Source organism: Shewanella zhuhaiensis (assembly GCF_022484835.1).
GTDB lineage: Bacteria > Pseudomonadota > Gammaproteobacteria > Enterobacterales > Shewanellaceae > Shewanella > Shewanella khirikhana.
Map to the genome: position 1 here is coordinate 703,459 of NZ_JAKUDL010000001.1, position 23,525 is coordinate 726,983.

At 54.3% G+C, this 23,525-nt stretch carries 21 protein-coding genes and 1 other annotated feature; of the genes, 14 read left to right on the forward strand and 7 right to left on the reverse strand.

Translation table 11 applies throughout. The annotated features are described in order from the left end of the window. Positions 1-13 precede the first annotated feature (13 nt). From rplS to MJ923_RS03075, 6 genes are all read left to right on the forward strand, one after another. Positions 14-367: a 50S ribosomal protein L19 gene (gene rplS, locus MJ923_RS03050; protein ID WP_126166025.1), complete on the forward strand. Its 354-nt coding sequence runs from the start codon at positions 14-16 to the stop codon at positions 365-367. Between the two features lie 296 nt (positions 368-663). Then, positions 664-1,755 (forward strand): 3-deoxy-7-phosphoheptulonate synthase, encoded by a 1,092-nt coding sequence (locus MJ923_RS03055; protein WP_240589851.1) that lies wholly within the window; start codon positions 664-666, stop codon positions 1,753-1,755. 13 nt (positions 1,756-1,768) lie between these two features. Further along, positions 1,769-2,908, forward strand: a complete 1,140-nt coding sequence (tyrA, locus tag MJ923_RS03060) for a bifunctional chorismate mutase/prephenate dehydrogenase (protein WP_240589852.1) — start codon at positions 1,769-1,771, stop codon at positions 2,906-2,908. 179 nt (positions 2,909-3,087) lie between these two features. Beyond that, positions 3,088-4,752: a hydroxylamine reductase gene (hcp, locus tag MJ923_RS03065; RefSeq protein WP_240589853.1), complete on the forward strand. Its 1,665-nt coding sequence runs from the start codon at positions 3,088-3,090 to the stop codon at positions 4,750-4,752. 51 nt (positions 4,753-4,803) lie between these two features. Next, positions 4,804-5,892 carry an FAD-binding oxidoreductase gene (locus MJ923_RS03070; protein WP_240589854.1) on the forward strand — a complete coding sequence of 363 codons (1,089 nt, stop codon included), beginning with the start codon at positions 4,804-4,806 and terminating at the stop codon, positions 5,890-5,892. A 147-nt stretch (positions 5,893-6,039) separates the two neighbouring features. Further along, complete coding sequence (locus tag MJ923_RS03075) at positions 6,040-6,414, forward strand: hypothetical protein (RefSeq protein ID WP_240589855.1); 375 nt, start codon at positions 6,040-6,042, stop codon at positions 6,412-6,414. A 70-nt stretch (positions 6,415-6,484) separates the two neighbouring features. On the opposite strand, the gene MJ923_RS03080 is transcribed toward MJ923_RS03075, so the two are convergent. Further along, entirely contained in the window at positions 6,485-8,461 is a 1,977-nt protein-coding gene (locus MJ923_RS03080; protein ID WP_240589856.1) for a chorismate mutase, read from the reverse strand. A gap of 32 nt (positions 8,462-8,493) precedes the next feature. Further along, positions 8,494-8,619: a sequence feature (Phe leader region), on the reverse strand. A 111-nt stretch (positions 8,620-8,730) separates the two neighbouring features. Continuing rightward, positions 8,731-9,084, reverse strand: coding sequence for a ribosome hibernation-promoting factor, HPF/YfiA family (hpf, locus tag MJ923_RS03085; RefSeq protein WP_240589857.1), 354 nt, complete (start codon positions 9,082-9,084; stop codon positions 8,731-8,733). A 290-nt stretch (positions 9,085-9,374) separates the two neighbouring features. On the opposite strand from hpf, the gene MJ923_RS03090 reads away from it, so the two are divergent. Continuing rightward, the gene (locus MJ923_RS03090; RefSeq protein WP_240589858.1) at positions 9,375-10,043 is read left to right on the forward strand and encodes a cytochrome b/b6 domain-containing protein; all 669 of its coding nucleotides are present in this window, start codon (positions 9,375-9,377) and stop codon (positions 10,041-10,043) included. A 61-nt stretch (positions 10,044-10,104) separates the two neighbouring features. Here the strand turns inward: MJ923_RS03090 and MJ923_RS03095 are convergent, their stop codons facing one another. Continuing rightward, positions 10,105-10,548, reverse strand: coding sequence for a c-type cytochrome (locus MJ923_RS03095; RefSeq protein WP_240589859.1), 444 nt, complete (start codon positions 10,546-10,548; stop codon positions 10,105-10,107). Positions 10,549-10,735: 187 nt separating this feature from the next. Between MJ923_RS03095 and MJ923_RS03100 the strand changes: the two genes are divergently transcribed. Beyond that, positions 10,736-11,032 (forward strand): Trp family transcriptional regulator, encoded by a 297-nt coding sequence (locus tag MJ923_RS03100; RefSeq protein ID WP_240589860.1) that lies wholly within the window; start codon positions 10,736-10,738, stop codon positions 11,030-11,032. Positions 11,033-11,066: 34 nt separating this feature from the next. On the opposite strand, the gene MJ923_RS03105 is transcribed toward MJ923_RS03100, so the two are convergent. Both MJ923_RS03105 and slyD read right to left on the reverse strand, forming a co-directional pair. Beyond that, positions 11,067-11,435 carry a hypothetical protein gene (locus MJ923_RS03105; RefSeq protein ID WP_240589861.1) on the reverse strand — a complete coding sequence of 123 codons (369 nt, stop codon included), beginning with the start codon at positions 11,433-11,435 and terminating at the stop codon, positions 11,067-11,069. A 122-nt stretch (positions 11,436-11,557) separates the two neighbouring features. Then, positions 11,558-12,172, reverse strand: coding sequence for a peptidylprolyl isomerase (gene slyD, locus MJ923_RS03110; protein ID WP_240589862.1), 615 nt, complete (start codon positions 12,170-12,172; stop codon positions 11,558-11,560). A gap of 590 nt (positions 12,173-12,762) precedes the next feature. On the opposite strand from slyD, the gene thrA reads away from it, so the two are divergent. The 6 genes from thrA to MJ923_RS03140 all read left to right on the forward strand — a co-directional run bounded on the left by thrA (position 12,763) and on the right by MJ923_RS03140 (position 21,407). Then, on the forward strand, positions 12,763-15,228 hold the full coding sequence (gene thrA, locus MJ923_RS03115) for a bifunctional aspartate kinase/homoserine dehydrogenase I (RefSeq protein ID WP_240589863.1): 2,466 nt from the start codon (positions 12,763-12,765) through the stop codon (positions 15,226-15,228). After that, on the forward strand, positions 15,225-16,169 hold the full coding sequence (gene thrB / locus MJ923_RS03120; protein WP_240589864.1) for a homoserine kinase: 945 nt from the start codon (positions 15,225-15,227) through the stop codon (positions 16,167-16,169). Before thrA ends, thrB begins: the two co-directional genes overlap by 4 nt. A gap of 9 nt (positions 16,170-16,178) precedes the next feature. After that, on the forward strand, positions 16,179-17,465 hold the full coding sequence (gene thrC / locus MJ923_RS03125; protein WP_240589865.1) for a threonine synthase: 1,287 nt from the start codon (positions 16,179-16,181) through the stop codon (positions 17,463-17,465). 142 nt (positions 17,466-17,607) lie between these two features. Then, on the forward strand, positions 17,608-19,656 hold the full coding sequence (locus MJ923_RS03130; protein WP_240589866.1) for a hybrid sensor histidine kinase/response regulator: 2,049 nt from the start codon (positions 17,608-17,610) through the stop codon (positions 19,654-19,656). Then, on the forward strand, positions 19,656-20,750 hold the full coding sequence (locus MJ923_RS03135; protein WP_240589867.1) for a response regulator transcription factor: 1,095 nt from the start codon (positions 19,656-19,658) through the stop codon (positions 20,748-20,750). Before MJ923_RS03130 ends, MJ923_RS03135 begins: the two co-directional genes overlap by 1 nt. 117 nt (positions 20,751-20,867) lie before the next feature. After that, the gene (locus MJ923_RS03140; protein WP_240589868.1) at positions 20,868-21,407 is read left to right on the forward strand and encodes a hemerythrin domain-containing protein; all 540 of its coding nucleotides are present in this window, start codon (positions 20,868-20,870) and stop codon (positions 21,405-21,407) included. A gap of 88 nt (positions 21,408-21,495) precedes the next feature. Here the strand turns inward: MJ923_RS03140 and MJ923_RS03145 are convergent, their stop codons facing one another. Beyond that, positions 21,496-21,681 (reverse strand): DUF3545 family protein, encoded by a 186-nt coding sequence (locus tag MJ923_RS03145; RefSeq protein WP_126166042.1) that lies wholly within the window; start codon positions 21,679-21,681, stop codon positions 21,496-21,498. Between the two features lie 202 nt (positions 21,682-21,883). Then, a complete protein-coding gene (pgi, locus tag MJ923_RS03150) occupies positions 21,884-23,521 on the reverse strand; it encodes a glucose-6-phosphate isomerase (protein ID WP_240589869.1) in 1,638 nt (545 codons plus the stop codon). Between the last annotated feature and the right edge of the window lie 4 nt (positions 23,522-23,525).

Sequence of the window (23,525 nt, forward strand, 5' to 3'; positions counted from 1 at the left end):
GTATGGAGTTTACATGAACAACATCATCAAGATGCTCAACGATGAGCAAATGAAAAACGACGTTCCTGATTTCGGCCCAGGTGATACCGTAGTGGTTCAGGTTCGTGTTAAAGAAGGTGACAAAGAGCGTCTGCAGGCCTTCGAAGGCGTTGTAATCGCCAAGCGTAACCGTGGTCTGCACTCTGCCTTTACCGTTCGTAAGATTTCTAACGGCGAAGGTGTTGAGCGTGCTTTCCAAACTCACAGCCCTCTGATTTCCAGCATCGAAGTTAAGCGTCGTGGCCGCGTTCGTCGCGCCAAGCTGTACTATCTGCGTGAGCGTTCAGGTAAGTCTGCACGTATCCGTGAGAAGCTGGCGACCAAGTAATCGCCCAAAAAAGACGCAAGTGTTCGCACAGAAAACCGCCCTCGTGGCGGTTTTTTGTTTTTGTCGCCATCGTAAAGTTGCCTCTGCCACGGCTTAACTCCCGCCTTCTGACGGCATCCCCACGAATTTTGAATGAATTTTTATCAACTGCGCTTGCAGGCCGCCGACTAAACAGGCACACTGTGCTCTTAAGTGTAATGGTGTAGCATTACAAAAATACAGTTTTGAATGTATAGATGTCAGCTGAGGTTGTCGATGGGGCAATGTCAGCGCCGTTAAACATAAAAGGTGAACCCATGCAGCAAGATACCATCAACAATGTGCACATCAGCGCCGAGAAGGTGCTTATCACGCCACAAGAGCTAAAACGCGAACTGCCATTGTCGGAGCATGGGTACCAGTATATTTTGCGCTCCCGCCGCACCGTGGCCGACATAGTGCACAAACGCGACCCTCGCTTGTTGGTGGTGGCGGGTCCTTGCTCTATCCATGATATTGCCGCTGCCAAGGAGTATGCCCTTAAGCTTAAAAAGCTCCATGATGAGCTCAAAGACGAGTTCTTCATTCTGATGCGGGTCTACTTCGAAAAGCCCCGCACCACAGTAGGTTGGAAGGGCATGATTAACGACCCGGATATGAATGAGTCATTCGATGTGGAGAAGGGCTTGCGCCTTGCCCGCGAGCTGATGATTTTCCTCGCCGAGCTTGAACTGCCGGTGGCCACCGAGGCGCTCGACCCCATTAGCCCCCAGTACATTTCAGAGCTTATCACCTGGTCAGCCATTGGTGCCCGCACCACTGAGTCACAGACCCACAGGGAAATGGCCTCGGGCCTGTCGATGCCGGTTGGCTTTAAAAACGGCACCGACGGTAAGCTGGATGTGGCCATCAATGCCATGAAGTCGGCCGCCAGTGGTCACCGCTTTATGGGCATTAACCAGCAGGGCCAGGTCGCGCTTTTGCAAACCAATGGTAACCCCGATGGCCATATCATTCTGCGCGGTGGCAGCAAGCCCAACTACGATGCCGTCAGCGTAGCCGAATGTGAAACTCAGGTGCGCTGGGCCGGGCTGGATCCCAAACTGGTGATTGACTGCAGCCATGGCAATTCCTCCAAAGATCATAACCGTCAGGACCCTGTGTGCCGTGACGTGTTCGAACAGGTGGCCGCCGGCAGTGACGCCATCATAGGGGTGATGCTGGAAAGTCACCTCAATGCCGGTAACCAGCCTTGTGACAAACCCTTGTCTGAGCTTAAATACGGCGTATCTGTTACCGATGCCTGCATCGATTGGCAGAGTACCGAAACCTTGCTTCGTGATGGCGCCAAGACCCTTTCCGGGGTGATCCCGGGCCGTTTTGCCATCCCAAGGGCTGCAAATGGCTGACAGGATATTTGATATGAGCGAAAAGACCACCGCCGAACTCGAGAACTTACGGGGCCTTATTGATGGTGTCGACAGCCAGCTGCTGTCGCTGCTGAGAAAACGTCTCGATCTGGTGGCCCAGGTTGGTACCGTCAAACATGCCGCCGGGCTGCCGATTTATGCCCCGGCCCGGGAGGCTGCCATGCTCGGCAAGCGCCGAGCCGAAGCCGAGGCCATGGGGGTGAGCCCGCAGCTGATTGAAGACATCTTGAGACGGCTGATGCGTGAATCCTATATGAGCGAGAAGGATGTGGGCTTCAAGCAGGTGAACCCTGAGCTTGGTCATATCGTCATCATAGGTGGTCAGGGCCAGCTGGGACGCTTGTTCGCCCAGATGTTTGCGCTCTCTGGCTATGAGGTGCGCCTCTTGGACAAAGACGATTGGGACCACGCCGATGAGCTGTTCGCCGGGGCCGGTTTGGTGCTGGTGACTGTGCCTATTGCCGCAACCTGTTCACTCATTCGTGAGCGCCTGGGTAATCTGTCCAAGCACTGCATTTTGGCGGACCTCACCTCCATCAAGGGGGCGCCATTACAGGCCATGCTGGAAACCCATAAGGGGCCAGTTGTTGGGCTTCACCCCATGTTCGGCCCGGATGTGGGCAGCCTTGCCAAGCAGGTGGTTGTCGTGTGCCATGGCCGTGAGCCAAACCAGTACCAGTGGCTGATGGAGCAGATTGGCATTTGGGGGGCACGCCTGGTGGAGGCCGACGCCGGTCGCCACGACAAGGCAATGCAACTGGTGCAGGCGATGCGTCACTTCTCATCGTTCGTGTACGGTTTAAACCTTTGCCGTGAGCAGGCGGATATCGACACCCTGCTTGAGTTCAGTTCGCCCATTTACCGGCTGGAGCTTGCGATGGTGGGGCGTCTTTTTGCCCAGAGCGGCGAGCTGTATGCCGACATTATCTTCGCCCAGCAAGAAAGCCTGACGGCCATTGCTGACTTCCTCGATAACTACCGCGATGCGCTGGAGCTTTTGAAAGCAGGCAACAGAGCAGGCTTTATCAAGCGCTTCAACGAAGTTTCAAACTGGTTTGGCAATTACTCCCAGCAGTTCCTCACCGAAAGCCGCGCAATGCTGCAATCAGTGAATGATATGCGGTCGGTGTAACTCACTGTTCTTTATCCTAAAAAAGCGCCTAAATGGCGCTTTTTCTGTTTTAAATCAGCAACTACTTAAGATGATCTGCTTCAAGGATTCGAGATTTGCTGCTTTGTAAATGCAGCAATATCCGTATGCTTCGCTTCTAACATGCATAAATAAAGCATGAAAATATAAGGAGCAAAGTCGTGTTTTGTATTCAGTGTGAACAGACCATTCGTACCCCGGCCGGCAACGGTTGCAGCTATGCCCAGGGCATGTGCGGTAAGCTGGCGTCCACCTCGGATCTGCAGGATCTGTTGATTTATATGCTTAAAGGTGTCTCCGCCTGGGCGATTAAGGCCAATGATCTGGGCCTGCCTCCCTCCGAGGCCGATACCTTTGTGCCCAAGGCCTTCTTTGCGACCCTGACCAATGTGAACTTCGATGACGAGCGCATTATAGAGTACGCCAGAAAGGCAGAAGCGCTTCGTAATGAGCTTAAAGCCCAATGCACTGAGGCCGCCGAAAAAACCGGTGTACGCCTCGATTCTCTGCCTGACAGCGCTTCATTGTTGCTTGGCACCTCAAAGCCTGAGCTGCTGGAGCAGGCAAAAGTGGCTCTGCCGAATCTGGGGAAAGATGAGATCCACGAAGATGTGATGGCATTAAGGCTGCTGTGCCTTTACGGCCTCAAAGGGGCGGCCGCCTATATGGAACATGCCCGGGTGCTTGAGCAGCAATCCGCCGAGATTGCAGCCGAGTTTCACCGCATTATGGCTTTCCTTGGCACCGACAGCGCCGACGCCGACGCCCTGCTTAAGGCCGCCATGGACATAGGCCAGCTTAACTTTAAGGTGATGGCCATGCTGGATGAGGGCGAGACTGCTGCCTTTGGTAATCCAGAGCCAACGCAGGTCAACACCAAGCCGGTGAAGGGTAAGGCCATTCTGGTATCGGGCCATGATATGAAAGATCTTGAGCTTATCCTTCAACAAACCGAAGACAAGGGCATTAATGTCTACACCCATGGTGAAATGCTGCCGGCGCTGGCCTATCCCGAGCTTAAGAAATACCCACACCTGGTAGGTAACTACGGCAGTGCCTGGCAAAACCAGCAGAAGGAGTTTGCCAACTTCCCCGGCGCTGTGGTGATGACCTCCAACTGCATTATCGACCCCAACGTGGGCCAGTATGCCGACCGTATCTTTACCCGCAGCATAGTAGGCTGGCCAGGCGTAGTGCACCTTGAGGGCGATGACTTCTCGGCCGTTATCGATAAGGCTCTGTCGCTGGAAGGTTTCCTCTATGATGAGATCCCCCACCTAATCACCATAGGTTTTGCCCGCAACGCCCTGATGGCGGCGGCCCCGGCAGTGGTTGAGAACGTGAAAAATGGCAGCATCCGCCATTTCTTCCTGGTGGGCGGCTGCGACGGTGATAAGGCCGAGCGCAGCTACTTCACCGACTTTGCCAAGGCAACCCCGAAAGACAGCCTGATCCTGACTCTGGGGTGCGGCAAATACAAATTCAACAAGTTGGACTTTGGCGATATCAACGGTATCCCTAGGCTGCTGGACATAGGTCAGTGTAACGATGCCTACTCCGCGATCCAGTTGGCCATCGCCCTGACGGAAGTGTTCGAGTGTGATATCAACGAGCTGCCTCTGAGTCTGGTGCTGTCCTGGTTTGAGCAAAAGGCGATTGTAATTTTGCTGACGCTGCTGTCGCTGGGCGTAAAAAATATCCGCACCGGCCCGACGCCGCCAGCCTTCCTGACACCCAACCTGCTTAAGGTGCTTGAGGACAACTTCGGTCTTAAAAATACCACCACGGTGGAGGCCGATCTGCATGCCATTTTGAATGTGGCGTAAGTGGATGTGAGACGGCGCCATGCGCCGTCTTTCTTATTGGGGTAATCATTTATGACTCATAACCGGGAGGCGGCCTTACTGGCGGCCAAACCCTGGCAGGATTTGCCACAGACTACGGCTTCTCGCCTTTGCTGCATAGAGCGGATTGAAGAAACCCACGATGTGGTGACATTCAGATTCGAAGCGCCGGGGGAGCCTGTGCGTTTTAGCTATAAACCGGGGCAGTTTATCAGCCTGCAGCTGGAGATTGGCGGCGAAACACAAAGCCGGGCATATACCATATCCTCCTCTCCATCCAGGCCGTACAGTATCAGCATCACAGTAAAGCGGGTGACAGGGGGAAAGGTCTCCAATTACCTGATTGATAGCCTAAAACCAGGGCATATTGTGGATGTTCAGGGGCCTGCCGGCGGCTTTAATCTGGTGGATATTCCCGCCGACAGGTTTCTGTTTCTGAGTGCTGGCTGCGGCATCACTCCCATGTTCAGCATGAGCCGCTGGCTCAATGACACCCGCGTGGGCGCTGATATCGCCTTTATCCACAGTGCCAAGCGGGTGGATGACCTGATTTTCGAGGAGCAGCTTGCGGCTATGGTGAGCCGCCACAGCGGCTTTCGTCTGGGGTACTTTATCGAGCAGGGAGCTTGCCCTGACTGGCGACATGCACCAGTGTTACCCGGCCGGCTGTCGCTGACGGGGCTTGACGCTCTCTCACCCGACTGGCGCGAGCGCACCCTGTATGTGTGCGGGCCAGAGGCCTATATGGAGACCGTCGAAGCTATGGTGAGGACAGCAGGGTTTGATATGTCACGCTTTCATAAAGAGAGCTTCGCCGCCCCCGCCCACAACGGGGCCAAAATTGAAGCGGAGAAGGACATCGGCGCAGGCTTTATGCTGAAAGTTGGCGATAAGCTGCATCCCCTCGGTGAGCAAGGTCTGCTGCTCGAGGGCATTGAGGCCCTGAAATTGCCCATAATTGCCGCCTGTCGCAGCGGAGTTTGCGGCGCCTGTAAGTGTCAGGTGCTGGAAGGTGAGGTGGAGCGCCTGTCTGACATGACTCTGACAGAAGAGGACAAGGCCAATGGCATGGTGCTGGCCTGTTCTACCCGGGCGCTGACAGATATTAGCATTAAGCTTTAAGTCAGCTGAGTCTGGTAGACTGGGGCAGTTTTTTCGGGCCTTGGTTGCGCTTTTGCCAATGGGAAAGTAAGGTTAAATCAGGGCCGTGACCAATATGTTGCAAGCGGTTCAATTTACCGACTCTCGTCAGCCTTACCGGAGCACGCCATGGCCCAGTTGAGTTTGCCCCACGCCACCGCCCAGGATACCAGCCTTATTCATTTGCAGTATGGGCTGATGAGTGCCTTTCCCCTGTTGCTGCCGGTGCTGGCAGCGCTGGTGTTGAATCTGTCGCTGCGCAAAAGCGATTGTTGCAGCATCTGTATTACCCACCTTAAGTGGCAGCGTAACTCCATGTTGGGGTTGGCAGTTGGCGCCGCTGCCTGGTATTGGTTGCCGGCAGGGTGGATGGCGGCCACGGCTTTGGTGGCTGTGCTTGCCTGGTTTGTGCTGCGGATTGTAAAGGGCTGGGTCAGCCTGATTGATGGTGTTGCGATTCAGTCGGCGATGCGCCGTGAGCAAGCGGCCAACTCTATCGAGTAACGGATAATCGCAGTAAGCAAAAGGGGCCAATCGGCCCCTTTTTCACATGTTCAGTTCCCCGGATTATGACTCAGATAAAGAACTGTCGCAGGGTATCGCTGTAATGGCTTTCTGCGATAGCGGCATCGAGCGGAACTTCCAGCAACAAGCCATCGGCACCGAGGTTTCTTACCGCCTTGGCCTGACGGGGGCAGGCGTCGTGACTGACCGCATAGCTTGGATTCACCAGTACCGGCAGATGGCTGCGGGCTTTCAGTTCAACCAAACCTGCCAAATCCAGCGTGGCCAAGCTGCTGCTCTTAAAGTTGCTGACCCCTGACTCACACAGCATCAGCTGCTGATTACCGGCGCCCAGGATCACATCGGCCGCAGCTAGCAGTTCATCGATATCAGCCATGGTATTGCGCTCAAGTACCAGCGGCAGATGCAACTTACCTACGCGCTCCAGCAGCGGCCTGTTGAACATTTGCTTGCCCTTAATCAGGATAAGCTCCACCCGGGAGATGGCATGCTCAAGCTCCTCTTCTCTGTCCACGGCTGCCGCCGTCACAAGACCGAACTTCTCGGCTGCCTTGGCACAGGCATCCAGCGCTTTGGCGGGATCCGGCCGCTCCGACAACTTATCCAGCACAAGCCCGGCAAAGCCAGCGGCCTTAAGTTGCTTGAGGAAAGGCTCGAAGCCCTCGAGGGTCTCCGGCAGCGCAAGCTGAGCCAGTGCACCTGTATTACCATTGCCAATGAGTAGTGGGCCTGCCTGCACTTCGCTGACAGATTCTTTGTAGCCAAGGCTGTGGCGGGCCGGAGCATCTGTGGTCTGAGACTGGACCCTGGCGGACGCTGGTGCATCGGCACGGAAATGCTCAGGCTCTATCAATAGCTGGGCATTGGAAAGCTGGGTGGGCGCCACAGTTTCGCAGGGGTAACAACCCAATACTTTGATAAAGCGGGTAATGCGTTCAAGCTCTTTCAGTGCCAGTTGCATAGGCGCGCTGGCGAGATTGGCGTCGATATCGAGATAAAACATCTCTTCCCAGGGGGTGCCGGGAATGGGTCGGCTTTCCAGCTTGCTCATATTGAGGTTATTTGCCTTGAGTACCAGCAGAGCTTCCACCAGGGCGCCGGGCTTTTGGCCGGTGGCCATGATCAGGGTGCACTTGGCGGGCAGTTGCTCGGGCACGGCTACCGCTTTACGGGCGACCACGATAAAGCGGCTCTGGTTGACCTTTTGGTTGGCAAGCCCCTTCTCGATGGCTTCCAGCTGGTACAGGGCGCCACCTTCGGCGCTGCCGATGGCGGCAACATCCTTGCTGTCTGCCGCCTGCACCTTTTCCATGGCTTCAGCGCTGGAGGCGCAATATTCAAGCCGTACCCCGGGATGGCGGGCCAGATAGCGACTGCACTGACTGATGGGCTGAGGATGGGCGTACAGCGTCTTGATGTCGCTCGCCTTGGTGCCGGGCTTGGCCAACAGGCAATGGCCCACTTCAATGGTGGTTTCACCGACGATGGCCAGACTGGTGTGCTGCAGCACATCATAGACTTCGTTAATTGAGCCTGAGGATGTGTTCTCAATCGGCAGGAAGCCATAATCGGCATGGCCAGACTCAACAGCGTGCACTATTTCATCGAAGCTCTGGCAGCCCAAATCCACCATGTCGACCTGACGGCGTTGACAGTAGCGATTGGCGGCAAGGTAAGAGTAGGAGCCGCGGGCGCCCAGATAAGCGATGCAATATTGCTGCTTTTGGGTCTCGGGATTGGCTCGGCCATGGAGATAGGCCTGTTGGTTCAGCACCGAGTCTTCGATGATGCTCTGGTACAGCTGCATCACAAAGTGGGGATCAAGCCCCTGTTCACGGCCTTTTTGCACCAGGCGAGCCAGCAGCTCGCGCTCGCGCTGGGTGTCGCGCACCGGACGTACATCCACCTCTTTACTGCGGGCAACTTCGAGGCTGAGGTTCCGGCGCTTGGCCAGTAATTGCAGCACTGTGTTGTCGATGTCGGTGATCTGCTCCCGGGTTTCGCTCAGGGGCTGTGGTTTCTCCATGCTGACCTCTGTTTGTGTTAACTGCATCGCCTAACAAAAAAGCCCCCCGGTTTGGCGGGAGGCTTTTGAATTTTCACTTTCGTTTTTACACAGAAAATCCGCCTCCTCAAGGGAAGTGAATAAAAAAGAAAGTAAAAACTGCAAATACGGGTGTTTTCATGGCCTTTAAAACTAATGGGCGAGCCTTGGGGTGTCAATCAAAAAATCTGCAACCTGTGCAGAAAAGTAAAGCGCACCCGGAGGTGCGCTGTGGTTGAGACTAGATGCGGTCAAGCTGCGTATTCCTCCTCGTAATCATCATCCAAGTCGGCTTCGGGGGCCGCAGGGGCGGCTTCATTGCGCTTGGCTTCGGGTTTGTGGATCAGGCGATTGAGCTGCTTCTCCAGCTTTTGTCCCATGGCCGTAATGGCTGCATACAGGTTTTCGTGTTTCGCCTGGGCAAATAAATCTCCTTGAGGTACGCCAACAGAGGCTTCGATTTTAAACAGGGCTTTCTCCTGGCTGATAATCACGTGAGGGTTAATCAGCTGGACATCGTGGCGTTCAAGCTTTTCAAAGCGGCTTTCTACGCGTTCACGGATGGGAGTGGTTACTTCGAACTGTTTGCTGGTGATTTTCAACATATTGTCGAACCTCTTTTTTGTTTCCGTGGTTTCAGACTACCAATCTGCCCTGCGAAAGTCGTGAGTAAAATCACGTTTTATCAAGGCCGGAATCTCGTTCGCTTTATATTTGAACGCTTGAATCAAAAAGCCGAAAAAAGCCTCTGATTTGCTTGAATGTGCCCCAAAAGAGGCGCATATTCGAATGGATAACTCACCCCTGCTTACACTCATTTCCTTCTCTTTCCCCCTCGATTTGATTACCATCCCGATACTTTTTCAGGCTATTTCCTGTGTATGCGGAGGACGTAATGACGCACGCCAAGGTGTGGGATTTGCCAGTCAGGCTTTTTCATTGGTTGATGGTGACCTTGCTCGGTTTGCTTTGGTGGAGTGCCGAAGTGGGCGAGATGCAATGGCATCAGGTATTTGCTTATAGTTTGATGGCGCTGCTGCTGTTTCGGATTGTTTGGGGCTTTATCGGCAGTGATACAGCTCGCTTCTCGCATTTTTTGCATCATCCTCTGACGGTACTGCAATATGTCAAAACTACCCTCAGTCGCGGCGTAAAGGGGCACCATGGCCATAACCCCCTGGGGGGCTATATGGTGTTGGTGCTGCTGGTTTGCTTGGCAGTGCAGCTGGTATCTGGGCTGTTTGCTACCGATGAGGTCTTTACCGAAGGGCCTTTGGTGAGCATGGTCAGCAGCGATACCGCCTCCTGGCTTACCTGGTTGCACAAGCGCAATTTCGATTTGCTGCTTATTCTGGCTGGCGTGCATGTGCTGGCGGTGCTGTGGCATCTGCTAAAGGGCGATAAGTTGCTTGGCGCCATGGTGACCGGTCGCAGACGCCGTGACGATATTGACGTGAACTCAGATATCAGCTTTGCGCCGCTGTGGAAAGCCGCCATCCTATTGCTGCTGGTGGCCTTGCCGGTGGCTTATTTGCTGCTGTGGCCGGCAATTCAGAGTTTGTGAGTTCTGTTTTTCGCAATAAAAAAGCCTGCATTCGCAGGCTTTTTTGTGTGACAACGTCAGATCAGTCTTTCTTGTAGTTGTCGTGGCAGCCTTTACAGCTCTTGCCTGTGTTCATAAAGGCTGCTTTGATGGCGTCCTTGTCACCGCCTTGGGCGACTTCAGCCAGCTTGGCAGCGTTTTTCTGGAATTCGGTCATGCGGCTGTCGAAGTCGGCCTTGTTTTCCCAAATTTTGGGCAGGGCTTCGGTGTTGCCTTTGTCAGAACCATCGATGAAACCTTCGGCAGGCAGCTTTGACAGCGCAGCCACGTTGGCAGCGCGCTGTGCAAAAATCTCTGCGTTGAATTCCTTTTTGCCTTTGAGCATGGCGCCCATGTCACCGAATTGGTAAGCAATCAGACCGAAAGCTGACTCGCGGTAGTGGATGGCGTCGTCGGTGTTCTCAAAGTTGTTGGCGGTGGCGCTGAAGGCCAGCAGTGCGCTCAGGCAAAGCAGTGTTTTTTTCATTGTTATTCTTCCTTGTGCAGAATGATTCAAGGGATGAAAGCGCACCATTCTACCCACAACCAAGGCAAACTAAACAGCGCAATTTGTTAGATTTTGTGTGATGCCGGAGTGAGCGCAGTGGAATTGTCTGTGGCGGGGGGGCTTGATACACTCTGGGCTGGTCACTACGCCGAAGCAAGAGGACATTATGCGGGCATCCTGGAACCTGGTATTGGAGAAAATCCTGACTCACCCTGACAAGGGTGAGCTGATGACCTTGTTTCAACTCTTGCTGACTGAAGAAGAGCGCGGCGCGATTGCCGGTCGCTTAAAGGTGTTTCAGTTGCTGCTGGCAGGTGAGCTCAGTCAGCGCCAGATTGCCGCCGAATACCAGATAAGTATTGCCACCATCACCCGCTGCTCCAATTACCTTAAGCACATGAGCGACGACGAGCGCGCCGCCATTGCCAAGCTTATCGTGACCGATCCTGCCGATATCCGCTGACGCCGATAGTCATACAGCCGTCAGCAGCGCCAGCTCAGGGTGTTGGTATCTGGTGGTGACGGTAGTTGGCGCGGCTTGCCAACACGTAAAGACCGTAAGCCATCAAAGCCAGTGACGGCATTATGTGCCATCCGTTGCCACTCATTCCCAGTAACAGCACGCTTAGCGCCAAACAGGCGAAAGGAAAAAGCTCGTACACGAACTTGGGCAGACGACCTTTTTTGCGTTTGCGGGCAGGATCGGTGCGGCGGTTTTCCGAGCGCATGATATAGATGCGCGCGCCCATAAAAAACAGCAGCAATCCGGCGGCCAGGCTCAAAGGTGACTGATGCCAAATCAGGGTGATGGCCGCAGCCAACATACAGGCGTGGGGGAGGGGTTCGTAAAGGGCTCGACTCAACATGGGACACTCCTTGTTGCGGGTTAAGTTGGCAATCCCTGCCAACAATGAGTTTACGCCATAAAAAAAAACCGGCCAAAAAATGACCGGTGTTTTCGATGGATTTCCAACTAATGGTTGGCGCCTTAGCCCCGGCAGCCGCAACCACCGTTGCCATCACAGCCTGGCTTGGCTTCTTTTTCGTGGTCGTGTTCACAGTGGCCATGACCATGGTCGTGATCATGACCGCCGCAGCAACCGCCTTCTTCGTGGTGATGGTGACCACCACAGCCGCCGTGGGCGTGGATATGGCCGTGGGCAACTTCTTCAGCGCTGGCTTCACGTACATCAACCACTTCAACGTAGAAGGTCAGTGATTGGCCGGCCAGAGGGTGGTTACCGTCAACGATCACGCTGTTATCCAGCACTTCGGTTACCTGAACCGGACGCTGACCCATTTCGGTTTCAGCGATAAAGCGCATGCCGGGCACTATGTCTTCGATGCCGCCGAAGGCTTCCAGTGGCACTTCCTGACGCAGACCATCATGGTATGGACCGTAGGCCTGTTCGCAATCTACGGTCACTTCCAGGTTTTCACCGGCAGCTTTACCTTCCAGAGCGGACTCCAGACCAGGGATCAGATTCTCGGCACCGTGCAGGTACACCATGGGATCGGCCTCAAAGGAACTTTCAATCAGCTGGCCTTGCTGATCGCTCAAGCGATAGTGGATGGTTACCGCGCTGTGCTTAGTGATCTTCATACTGCCTCCATATACGCAATGTGGCGGCATAATACCCCGCTTTTCGGGGGCTGGCGATGATTTACATCAGTGATTGTTAACTTAAACGGCTTTTTTTACGTTTCTGCATTGTGGGGAATTTAACTGCAAATCGGGCAGTGCTTTTGGGGACTGTGGGTTATCGGCTTCGAACCATGCTGTAACCTAAATATAATCAATATATTACCTAATTTCGCGTGGCGTTCGTTAACCTTTACGTCAAGTGGGTTTGACGGCAACCTTTTGTGATAAAAACTGAAGTATTTTCATCTTTAGAAAGCAATGATTGCAGTATCTGAAATATTGTTGCCAATCTGTAAAAAATACTTGATTTCGGGGCTTGACAAGGATGGCTAAAACAAGCAATTCTGTGTCCACACCTTAATCAGGACGTGAACTATTCACATGTATCAGCAGCTCGTAGTGACCACCATTATTACTACCACCACCATTACCATAATGGGGGCGGGCTGATTACACCCTGAAGAAAAATTCAAAACAAAGGCCCGCTCCCCCAAAAGGAGCGGGTTTTTTGTTTCCGGGGGCAAGCGAGGCAGATTGGAGTAGCAAAGATGAAAGTCATGAAGTTTGGGGGTACCTCGCTGGCCAACTGGCAGCGTTTCGAAATGGCGGCCAATATCGTCGCCGATGCGGCCAAAGCGTCTCAGGTGGCGGCCGTGTTGTCGGCACCCGCGACAGTAACCAACGGTCTGCTGGAAATGGTGGATGTTGCCGTGGCCGGCGGCGATTTTGAGGCCGTGCTGGCAAGGGTGAAGGGCGTGTTTGAAAGCCTGTTTGCCGATGCCTGTCGCCATCGTCCCAAGATCTGTAGCAAGGCGCTGGCCGACGCGCTCGCATCTCAGGTAGCCGTCTGGCAAACCCGCTTGCAAGGGGTGGCGCTGCTTGGGGAGTGCCCTGATGGAGTTCGCGCCGAAATCGTGGTTTCCGGTGAGCGGCTGTCCACTGAGTTGATGGTTGCCCTGATGAATGCCGATGGCCCCGGCGCCGATAAACTGGACCCCAGAGCCCTGTTTCTGGCCCATGGCACACCGCTGGAATCTGTGGTGGATATCGCCGTCAGCAAGCCAAGATTCAAGGCGCTGGCGCTGCAAAGTAAACGTGTGTGGGTAATGCCGGGCTTTACTGCCGCCGACGAGCAGGGCCGCACCGTGACTCTCGGGCGCAATGGCTCTGACTATTCCGCCGCTGTGCTGGCTGCTTGCCTCGATGCCCAAAGCTGTGAAATCTGGACCGACGTGGACGGGGTGTACAACACCGACCCCAGAGTGGTGGCCGATGCCAAGCTGTTGTCACAGCTCTCTTATCAGGAGGCCATGGAGCTATCTTACTTTGGCGCCAAGGTGCTGCACCCCAAAACCATAGCGCCCATCGCCCAGTTCCATATCCCTTGCTACATCAAAAACAGCTTTAATCCGTCGGCGCCGGGTACCCTGGTATCCAACGCCGCCGATGAAACAGGGCTGCAGGTAAAAGCCATCTCCAGCCTCGATAACCAAACCATGTTTGATGTGTCTGGCCCCGGCATGAAAGGCATGGTGGGCATGGCAAGCCGCACCCTGGGCGCCATTGCCCGCGCTGGTGTGTCTGTGTCGCTTATCACCCAAAGCTCCTGTGAATACTCCATCAGCTTCTGCGTTTCCGGGAAAGATGCTGCCAAGGTGAAATCGGCGCTTGAGCTCGAGTTTGAACTTGAGCTCAAGAGTGAACTGCTGGAGCCGCTGGAGGCCCGTGATGGCCTGGCGATTGTGTCGCTTATCGGCGATGGCATGCGCACCCACAAGGGCGTGGCGGCCAAATTCTTCTCAGCACTGGCTCAATCGGGCGTGAACATTGTTGCTATCGCCCAGGGCTCCTCTGAGCGTTCTATCTCGGCGGTGGTCGAGCAGCGCAAGGTACAGAATGCCATCGGCGCCTGTCATCAGCGCTTCTTCGATGTGCAGCAATATCTGGACGTGTTCCTGGTAGGCGCCGGTAATGTGGGCGCCGGACTGCTGGCGCAGGTGAAAAATCAGGCCGAAGCGCTTAAAGAGCTGCACATCAGCATCCGCGTTTGTGGTATCGCCAATTCGCGCAAGATGCTGCTCGATGCGCCCGGCATTGACCTTGGCAATTGGCAGGGGCTGCTCGCTGACAGTGAAACCGATTGCGATCTCGGCGCCATGCTCTCGTGGGCCAAAGAAAAGCAGCTACTGAATCCGGTGCTGGTGGACTGCACCTCGTCATCAGCCGTGGCCGACCGATATCTTGAGGTGATGGAAGCGGGCATGCACGTGGTGACGCCCAACAAGAAAGCCAATACCCGTGATTTGGATTACTACCGGGCGCTGCGCGAAGCGGCCCTGAGAAACAGACGTCAGTTTCTGTATGAGACCAACGTCGGCGCCGGTTTGCCGGTTATCGATAATCTGAAAAAGCTGCTCTGCGCCGGTGATAAGCTGCACAGATTCAATGGCATACTCTCAGGTTCGCTGTCGTTTATCTTTGGTAAGCTGGATGAGGGCATGAGCCTGTCGGAAGCGACCGGTATCGCCCGTGACAAATGCTTTACCGAGCCGGACCCAAGAGACGATCTCTCAGGTATGGATGTGGCCCGCAAGGTGCTTATTCTCGCCCGTGAGGTGGGAGTGGAGCTTGAGCTTGAGGATGTGGTGGTGGATTCGGTGCTGCCTGCGTCTTTCGATGCCAGCGGCGATGTAAATACCTTTATGGCCAATCTGCCCAAGGCGGACGGCGAGATTGCCGCCATGGTGGAAAATGCCCGCAGCGAGGGCAAGGTGCTGCGCTACGTGGGGCAAATTGATGAGTCGGGCTGTAGGGTGAGCATTCAGGCGGTTGGGCCTGAGGACCCACTTTTCAGCGTGAAAGGCGGCGAGAATGCGCTCGCCTTCTATAGCCGTTACTATCAACCTATTCCGTTTGTACTGCGGGGATATGGTGCGGGTACTGATGTGACTGCGGCCGGCGCCTTTGCCGATCTGCTGCGTACCCTGAACTGGACCCGTGAGGTGAGTTTATGAGTTTGACCGTGTATGCCCCGGCCTCCATGGGCAATGTGGGCGTAGGATTCGATTTGCTTGGTGCAGCGCTGGCGCCCATCGACGGCAGTTTGCTCGGCGACAGAGTAATGATAGCCAGGGCCGATACCGGCCTGGCCCTGAACACCACAGGTGTTTGGGCCCATAAGCTGCCTGCCAATCCAGAAGAGAACATAGTGTGGCAGTGCGCCGAGTTCTTTTTGCAGCGGCTGGGGAAAGAAGAGCAAGGCATCGCCCTGACGCTGGAGAAAAACCTGCCGGTTGGCAGTGGTCTTGGCTCAAGCGCCAGTTCGGTGGTGGCGGCGCTTTATGCCCTGAATGAGTACTTCGATAAGCCGTTCGATGAACAGGCGCTGCTGGCGCTGATGGGCGAATTTGAGGGCAAAATCAGCGGCTCGGTGCATTACGACAATGTGGCGCCATGTTATCTCGGCGGTATGCAGCTGATGCTGGATTTGCCCGGGCGGATCTGCGAGTCCATCCCCAGCTTCGAGAACTGGTATTGGGTGGTGGCTTATCCGGGGATTTCCCTGTCTACCGCCAAGATGCGGGCTCTGATGCCGGACAGCTACGACAAGTCAGTGGTGATCGATTTTGGTCGTCACCTGTCGGCCTTTGTGCATGCTTCGTATCGTCAGGACGAAGCGCTGGCGCTGGCGGTGCTAAAGGATGTGCTGGCCGAGCCTTATCGTGCACCCGCTATCCCAGGGTATGTTGAGGCGCGTGAGGCGCTGGCACAGCTAGGTATGCTGACCAGCGGCATTTCCGGCAGCGGTCCAACACTCTTTTCTGTCACTTCCAGCCTCGAGGCCGCCGAAGCGGCCAAGGCCTGGTTGGAAGCCAATTATCTTTCTGAGGGCGGATTTGCCCATGTGTGCCGTCTGGATATGCAGGGCACCCGAGTCGTAGCGAGCGAAGGTTAAGGATACGCAATGGAACTTTACAATCTTAAACATCCCGATGAGCGGGTGAGTTTTTCCCAGGCGGTAAAGCTGGGGCTTGGCAAAGACCGCGGGCTGTTTTTCCCAACCCACATTCCTGAGCTGGACGACGTTGAAACTCTGCTGGCCTTGCCCTTTGCTGAGCGCAGCAAAAAGGTGCTGGGTGCCTGGCTCGCCGATGAACTGGGGCAAGAGGTGGTAGATGGGCTGGTCGACAAGGCCTTTACCTTCCCGGCGCCGCTGGTGAAGGTGGATGACAGCCGTTACAGCCTGGAGCTGTTCCACGGCCCGACGCTGGCGTTTAAAGACTTTGGCGCCCGCTTTATGGCCCAGTGTCTGAATGTGCTTGCCGGTGCTGAGCGTCTGACCATTCTTACTGCCACCTCCGGCGATACCGGCGCTGCCGTGGCCGATGCTTTTTATGGTCTGGATAAGGTGCAGGTGTGTGTGCTTTACCCCAAGGGCAAAATCAGCCTGCTGCAGGAAAAGATGTTCACCACCTTGGGTAACAACATCCATACGGTGGCGGTTGAATCCGATTTCGATGCCTGTCAGGCGTTGGTGAAACAGGCATTTGATGATGCCGATGTGCGCGAAGGGTTGCACCTTAACTCGGCTAACTCTATCAATATCAGTCGTTTGCTGGCGCAAATCTGCTATTACTTCGAGGCCGTTGCCCAGTATCGCAAGCAGCACAATGATGCCCCTGTGATTGCCGTGCCCAGTGGCAACTTCGGTAACCTTACGGCGGGCTTCTTTGCCAAGGCCATGGGGCTGCCGGTGAAGCGTTTTGTTGCCGCGACCAACAGCAACGACACTGTGCCGCGTTATCTGGCAAGTGCAAGCTGGCAGGTCAATCCCACTGTGGCCACCATGTCCAACGCCATGGATGTGGCCGACCCCAGCAACTGGCCTCGTGTGGAAGCCATTGCCAAGGCCATGGGGTGGTCGCTCAGTGAGGTTGTCGGCGAGGCGCTGACTGAAGCCGAAACCAGTGCATCACTCAAGGCACTGCATGCGCAGGGCTATTTGTCTGAGCCCCATGCGGCCATCGCCGCCGATGCGCTTAATCGTCAGCTTGTTGAAGGTGAGCGCGGTATCTTCCTTGCCACTGCCCATCCGGCCAAATTCAAGGATGTGGTTGACCGCGAACTGGCACTGAAGTTGCCGCTGCCAGCCGAGCTTGCGGCGGTGGAGCACAAACCGGTGCTGTCTGCCGAACTTAAGGCGGATTTTGCCGCGCTCAAGGGCCATTTGTTTAGCGTGCTGCGTCAGTAATCGTGCTCAACATGTTTAATCAAAGGGAGGCTGCGGCCTCCTTTTTTCATGGATATTTTTATCGGATACAGAACCTTGTTCTGCAAAGCGGCAGAAGTTGACTAAGCTTTAAATCAAAGAAGGTTAACAGGAAACGACTGGAATGGACTCTGGTGCCAACAATATGCTGCTCGATGCCCGACAAGCCATTTTTGATCCTGCCCTGCTGGCTGAACTTGGGCGGCTCCAGGCCCGCTTCATTCGCGGGGAAGACGTTATTCTGCCCCTTTGTCGAATTCTCGCTGAACACAGCGGCTCCCAGGCCGTATTGATGGTCGAGAAATCCACTGTTAACGCCGAGGAAATGCCGCCATCTGCGTCCTGCTGGTGCCGTGACTCAGTGCGCTATCTCACCTTGTGGAAAGATATCCGAGACTGGCCCTTTGCCGAGCAGGAAGGGCTGGTGCATTGCTGGCACAAGTTCGTGGTATGGCCGGTAAAGCACACCGACTTGCTGGTGTTCTTCCATTCCCCCAACGATGACTGGTTCGGCTTCATGCTGAGCTTCGGCGAGCTTATTGCCGATATCCTGATGGGTATCCTTACCCGCCAGTCGTTGCAATGGCACAACCGCTTACAGGAGCTTGCCGGCGGGGAATTAGAGCAGGAAATGTTCCGCGCTATTGTCAGCAACAGTGACGATTTCATTCTGGTGGTAAAGCAGTACCACGAAGGCAGCAGCGAAATCGTTTACGCCAATGCTGCGGTTATTTGCATCAGTCTCTACCCGCGCAGCCAGTTGCAGGGGATGTCGTTAGCTCAGTTGTTCCCCAAAGGTCCCCAGGCCAACGGCAATGAAGTGGATCTCTGTGCCTCATTAACGGCAGGACAGGACTTTGATGATGAGATTTATTGTCGAAAAGCCAACGGTGAACTCGCCTTTTTGCATATGCACGTGGTGGCATTGGAGCAGGACAATAAAGGTGGCTTGTTTGCGTTGATTGGCCGCGATTACACCGAGTATCGCGCCATGGAGCACACGGTCGCCCGCACCCAGAAAATGCAGGCAATTGGCCAGCTGGTGGGCGGTATTGCCCATGATTTCAATAACATTCTTGGGGTGCTCAAAGGCAATGTCGAACTGATGCAACTCAAAAACCGGGATGAGCGGCTTGAAAGCTACCTGAATACGGCGCTGAAGTCCTGCCAAAGGGGCACTGAGCTTACCCGCCGGTTGCTGCAGTTTTCCCGACAGGAGCAATTTAATGCCCAGCATTGTCAGGTGAACGAAGTTATCGAAAGTCTTAAAGATCTATTTGCCAAATCGCTCACCAGCCAGATCCGGCTGCAATTTGAGCCTGCCCCGCAAACCATGGATGTGATGGTAGACCGGGGCGATTTGGAAGATGCGCTGCTTAATCTGGTGATCAATGCCAAGGATGCGATGAATGGCGAGGGCACCCTGACCATTTCCACCGGCGAGCAGGATTTGGCTGGGTTTCTGCCGGGTCTTGGTGGCAAGGTAATGGTGGAGGCTGGCCGCTACGTATGGATATCAGTTAGCGATTCGGGCCACGGTATCCCGCTGCATTTACTGGAGAAAATATTCGAGCCCTTCTTTACCACCAAGGATAAAAGCAAAGGCACTGGTCTTGGTCTAGCCATGATTTACGGCTTTGTAAAGCGCTCCAGTGGCTATATGAATGTCATCGCTACCGGCCCCTGCGGCACCGAGTTTCGGCTCTGGTTTCCTGCGGTGAAGGCTAAAAAGGCGGCGCTGGCTCCTAAGCTTACCCGCGATTCCAGCGTGCCCCAGGTTGCCGGGCCACTCAAGGCGTTGCTGGTTGATGACGAGCCGGAGCTGTTGAATGTGCTCAGTGATTATTGTCAGTTGATGGGCATGGAGGTTGAAACCTTCAGCGATGGGGTCTGCATCCGCGAGAAATATCTCCACAATCCCTGTGACGCCGGGCTACTGGTAACAGATGTGTTGATGCCCGGTGGCATCAACGGTTACGAGCTTGCCAGCGAACTCAGTGCGCTGCACCCGATGCCGGTGCTGCTGGTATCGGGCTTTATTGAAGATATAGGCGTGGAAAAACACGAAGAAATGCCATTCAAGGTACTACACAAACCCTTCGAGCTTTCAGCCTTTGCCAATGCGCTGGCTGAAGTCGGGGTGAAATTTGCGGGAAAAGGAGAAGTAAACTGATGGAACGACTCAATGTGTGGATAGTGGATGACGACACCGATTATTGCCATCTGATGCGTGAAGTGTTGCAGGATGACTATGAGGTGCAGTTGTTTTTCAATGCCGATAGTTACAAAAAGGCGTTGAGTGGCAAAAAGCCCGATATCGTTTTGATGGATATCAGCCTGCCGGACACCTCGGGTATTGCCCTTTGCGGTGAATTGCAGCAGGCAGGCATCGACAGCGCAGTTATCTTTGTTTCGGGGATGAATACCCTTGAAGAGCGCCTGAAAGCTTACGAGGCCGGTGGGGTCGACTTTATTGCCAAGCCCTTTGAGCTTAAAGAGCTGATGGCCAAAACCCACGCTGTGGCGACCTATCAAATCAAGAAGCGTTCGCTTGCCGAGGCGGAAAGCTTTTCCCGCAATATGGCATTCCAGTCGATGAACGAGTCGTCCCAGTATGGTGCCGTACTGCAGTTTTTCCGTCAGTGTTTCTTATGTCAGGACTATCGCTCGCTGGCGGATGCTTTTTTCGATTTGATGAATCTGCTGGAACTGAAAACCTGCCTTGAGATCCGGGTGGAAGAGCCACTGTATTTTGTGCCTGAGCACACCGCCATCAGCCCCATTGAGGCCAATATTTTTGAGCTGCTCGACCATCAGGGACGATTGTACGACTTTGGCTCCCGCACCGTGTGCAACGACAAGCATGTGTCTTTTTTGATTAAAAACATGCCCTTGAATGATGAGGTGCTTTACGGCCGAATTCGCGATGTGATTGCGGTGGTAGTAGAGGGGCTGGAGGCGCGGATCCTGGACATCTCCCGCCAGCAAACCCTGAAAAAAGCAATTGCCAATATCCAGCAGTTGGTTGGCGGGCTGTCGAACAGTATTCAGGAGAGCGACGAGCGCTTTTGCCATGCGCTGACCAATATTACCTCTGAAATCCGCGCCAGCTTCCATGTGCTGGATATGACCGAAGAGCAGGAGAACTTTTTCACCGGGCTGGTGGAGCGAAATCTGCGGGAAGCCAACTCGGCCAGTAATGCGTTTCTGCGGCTGCAGGGGTCACTCAAGTCGGTGGTGGATGCGCTCGAACGCAGTAGTGCGTAGGCTAAAAGCTTGATCGTAATCACATTGGGGTTTTGGGTGCCTTTGCTATAGTGGTTAAGGTTCAGGCAGTTGACTACTATGTATTAGAGAAACAGACATTGGCACGGGGGACGACCTATGCTCAACCGACTGATGAGAGATCACAAGCATATCGCTATTTTGCTTAAGATCCTCAATAAGAAACGCGCTATGTTGGAAAACGGGGACAGCGTTAATTTCAACCTGGTGCGTGACATCGTGGAGTATATGCAAAGCTACGCCGAGCATAGCCATCACCCCCTTGAAGACGTGATTTACGACTATTGCCTGCAAAAGTACCCGTCGGTACCCAGGCTCGACCGTTTAAGTAAAGAACACCAGGCTCTGGTGGAGTCTTCGGCAGCCCTGATGGGTACCTTGAATCTCATTTTATGTGATGTGGTGGTGGCCAAAGAGAAGCTGATTGAGGATCTGTCTGGCTATGTTCGAAGCCAGGAAGAGCACATGCTGTTTGAAGAACGGGAAATGTTTCCGTTATTGTCGCGGCAACTGACCGACGAAGACTGGCATCAAATCAACGAGCGCTGCCTTATTAAGCTGGTGGAAGACCCGCTGTTCAGCGACAACGATAACCAGCTGTTTGATGAGCTGAAAAATTACCTGCAACAGTCCGACTAAGTCCGACTAAAAGTAGAGATGTAGCCCTGCTGGATCAGCAACAGACAATAAAAAAGAGCGCCTCAGGCGCTCTTTTTTTGAATGCGATTTATGCCAGGAGGCTGTCGACATCGTAATCAAAGTTGGAGTCGATATCCTGCAATTCCTTCAGCAGGCGATGCTTATCCTTCAGCGCTTCGATTTCCCTCCATTTACGTTTCTTGTTGGAGCCCTTGGAGCGACCTGGTCTTTCTACGACTTCATCTAGCGCACTACCATAATCTAAACGATCCATGGCAACCTCCTGTTGTTGTATGTTTTCTCAGCAACTAAATACCACACATCGCAAATAGGGTGCAAGAAGAATGTTTCAGGTGTGTTAAGGAGGTATGACGTTTGAGTGAATTCGTACGATTGGAGACTAATTAATTGATATCGCTTGATAAATAAAAAGCCGGCTATGCCGGCTTTTTAGGTTCTGTATACAGAAGAAGGACTTAGATATGTCCTTGGCGGAACAGGTTGATCAGTGCGTTACTGGAGGAATCCAGCTCAGTAGCGTCCTTGCCGGCGCCGAGTCTGGCCAGCACGTCATTGCCCAGCGTCTTGCCAAGTTCCACGCCCCATTGGTCGAAGGAGTTGATGTCCCAAATAACGCCTTGCACGAAGGTTCTATGCTCATAAAGCGCAATCAGGGCACCCAAAGTTGCCGGTGTCAGTTTATCCATCAGCAGGGTGTTGCTGGGCTTGTTGCCGTCCATCACCTTGTGACGGGCAATAAGGGTTTTCTCTTCTTCAGCAAGCTTGCTGGAGGCGAGTTCCGCCAAGGCTTCTTCGAAGGTCCGGCCCTGCATCAGTGCCTGGGTCTGGCCAAAGCAGTTGGACGCCAGCTGTGCGTGGTGTTCACCCAGCGGATTATGACTTTGCAGCGGCATAATAAAATCGGCCGGGATCAGAGCTGTGCCCTGGTGCAGCAACTGATGATAAGCGTGCTGGCCGTTGGTGCCTTCGCCGCCCCAGATCACGGGGCCGGTGCTGAAGTCGACGGTGTCGCCTTCAAGCATGACGGACTTGCCGTTACTTTCCATATCGAGCTGCTGGAAGTATGCCGGCAGGCCGCGCAGGTAGTGATCGTAGGTCAGTACTACGTGGGATTGGGCATTGAAGAAGTTGCCATACCAAACAGACAGCATCCCCATGATAACCGGCATATTTTCAGCCAGTGGCGCAGAGGTGAAATGTTCATCCATCTCGCGGGCACCGGCCAGCAGGGCGCGGTAATTGTCCATGCCAACCATCAGCGCAATCGGTAAACCAATGGCAGACCAGAGAGAGTAACGGCCGCCAACCCAGTCCCACATCGGGAAGATATTGGCTTCATCGATACCAAATTCGGTTGCCTTGGCCACGTTGGAGGTGACTGCGGCAAAGTGCTTGGCTACATCAGCCTGAGTTGCACCGCTTTGCAGGAACCAGTCGCGGGCGCTCAGGGTGTTGGTCAGGGTTTCCTGGGTACCAAATGATTTGGACGACATCAGGAACAGGGTGGTTTCCGGGTCAACCAGCTTGAGCTTTTCAACCAGCGAGGTGGCATCGACGTTGGCCACAAAATGGCAGTTCAGTTTACCGCTCCAGTATGGACGCAACGCCTGAGTGGCGATTTTCGGACCAAGGAAGGAGCCACCGATACCTATGCTGACGATATCAGTGATGGCTTTGCCGGTGTAACCGCGCCACTCGCCAGAGGTAATAGAAGCAACGAAGGATTCGATTTTATCCAGGGTTGCATGAACTTCAGGCACCACATTAACGCCATCCACTTCCACCACCGCACCCTTTGGGGCACGCAGCGCGGTGTGCAGTACGGCGCGCTTTTCTGTGGTGTTGATAATGTCACCGGCGAACATGGCCTTAATTCGCGCTGGCAGTTGAGCCTGCTGCGCCAGACCAAACAGGGCACTGAGCACGGCTTCATTCACACGGTTTTTGGAGTAATCCAAAAACAGGCCACAGGCTTTCAGTGACATTTTGTTGAAACGTGCGCTGTCAGTCGCAAAAAGTTCACGCATATGGGGCAGATTGTTGGAATATTCCTTCAGTTTCTGCCACTCAGGAGTGTTGGTAACTCGACTCATTCGT

What these genes read in the sequence shown, in the direction of transcription:
- MJ923_RS03095 (WP_240589859.1), bottom strand. Translation starts at nt 10,548, where the DNA reads ATGAAAAAAACACTGCTTTGCCTGAGCGCACTGCTGGCCTTCAGCGCC.
- MJ923_RS03075 (WP_240589855.1), top strand. Translation starts at nt 6,040, where the DNA reads ATGGCCCAGTTGAGTTTGCCCCACGCCACCGCCCAGGATACCAGCCTT.
- MJ923_RS03055 (WP_240589851.1), top strand. Translation starts at nt 664, where the DNA reads ATGCAGCAAGATACCATCAACAATGTGCACATCAGCGCCGAGAAGGTG.
- thrB (WP_240589864.1), top strand. Translation starts at nt 15,225, where the DNA reads ATGAGTTTGACCGTGTATGCCCCGGCCTCCATGGGCAATGTGGGCGTA.
- MJ923_RS03105 (WP_240589861.1), bottom strand. Translation starts at nt 11,435, where the DNA reads ATGTTGAGTCGAGCCCTTTACGAACCCCTCCCCCACGCCTGTATGTTG.
- tyrA (WP_240589852.1), top strand. Translation starts at nt 1,769, where the DNA reads ATGAGCGAAAAGACCACCGCCGAACTCGAGAACTTACGGGGCCTTATT.
- MJ923_RS03100 (WP_240589860.1), top strand. Translation starts at nt 10,736, where the DNA reads ATGCGGGCATCCTGGAACCTGGTATTGGAGAAAATCCTGACTCACCCT.
- slyD (WP_240589862.1), bottom strand. Translation starts at nt 12,172, where the DNA reads ATGAAGATCACTAAGCACAGCGCGGTAACCATCCACTATCGCTTGAGC.
- MJ923_RS03080 (WP_240589856.1), bottom strand. Translation starts at nt 8,461, where the DNA reads ATGGAGAAACCACAGCCCCTGAGCGAAACCCGGGAGCAGATCACCGAC.
- MJ923_RS03135 (WP_240589867.1), top strand. Translation starts at nt 19,656, where the DNA reads ATGGAACGACTCAATGTGTGGATAGTGGATGACGACACCGATTATTGC.
- pgi (WP_240589869.1), bottom strand. Translation starts at nt 23,521, where the DNA reads ATGAGTCGAGTTACCAACACTCCTGAGTGGCAGAAACTGAAGGAATAT.
- rplS (WP_126166025.1), top strand. Translation starts at nt 14, where the DNA reads ATGAACAACATCATCAAGATGCTCAACGATGAGCAAATGAAAAACGAC.
- thrA (WP_240589863.1), top strand. Translation starts at nt 12,763, where the DNA reads ATGAAAGTCATGAAGTTTGGGGGTACCTCGCTGGCCAACTGGCAGCGT.
- MJ923_RS03145 (WP_126166042.1), bottom strand. Translation starts at nt 21,681, where the DNA reads ATGGATCGTTTAGATTATGGTAGTGCGCTAGATGAAGTCGTAGAAAGA.
- hpf (WP_240589857.1), bottom strand. Translation starts at nt 9,084, where the DNA reads ATGTTGAAAATCACCAGCAAACAGTTCGAAGTAACCACTCCCATCCGT.
- thrC (WP_240589865.1), top strand. Translation starts at nt 16,179, where the DNA reads ATGGAACTTTACAATCTTAAACATCCCGATGAGCGGGTGAGTTTTTCC.
- MJ923_RS03140 (WP_240589868.1), top strand. Translation starts at nt 20,868, where the DNA reads ATGCTCAACCGACTGATGAGAGATCACAAGCATATCGCTATTTTGCTT.
- MJ923_RS03070 (WP_240589854.1), top strand. Translation starts at nt 4,804, where the DNA reads ATGACTCATAACCGGGAGGCGGCCTTACTGGCGGCCAAACCCTGGCAG.
- MJ923_RS03090 (WP_240589858.1), top strand. Translation starts at nt 9,375, where the DNA reads ATGACGCACGCCAAGGTGTGGGATTTGCCAGTCAGGCTTTTTCATTGG.
- MJ923_RS03130 (WP_240589866.1), top strand. Translation starts at nt 17,608, where the DNA reads ATGGACTCTGGTGCCAACAATATGCTGCTCGATGCCCGACAAGCCATT.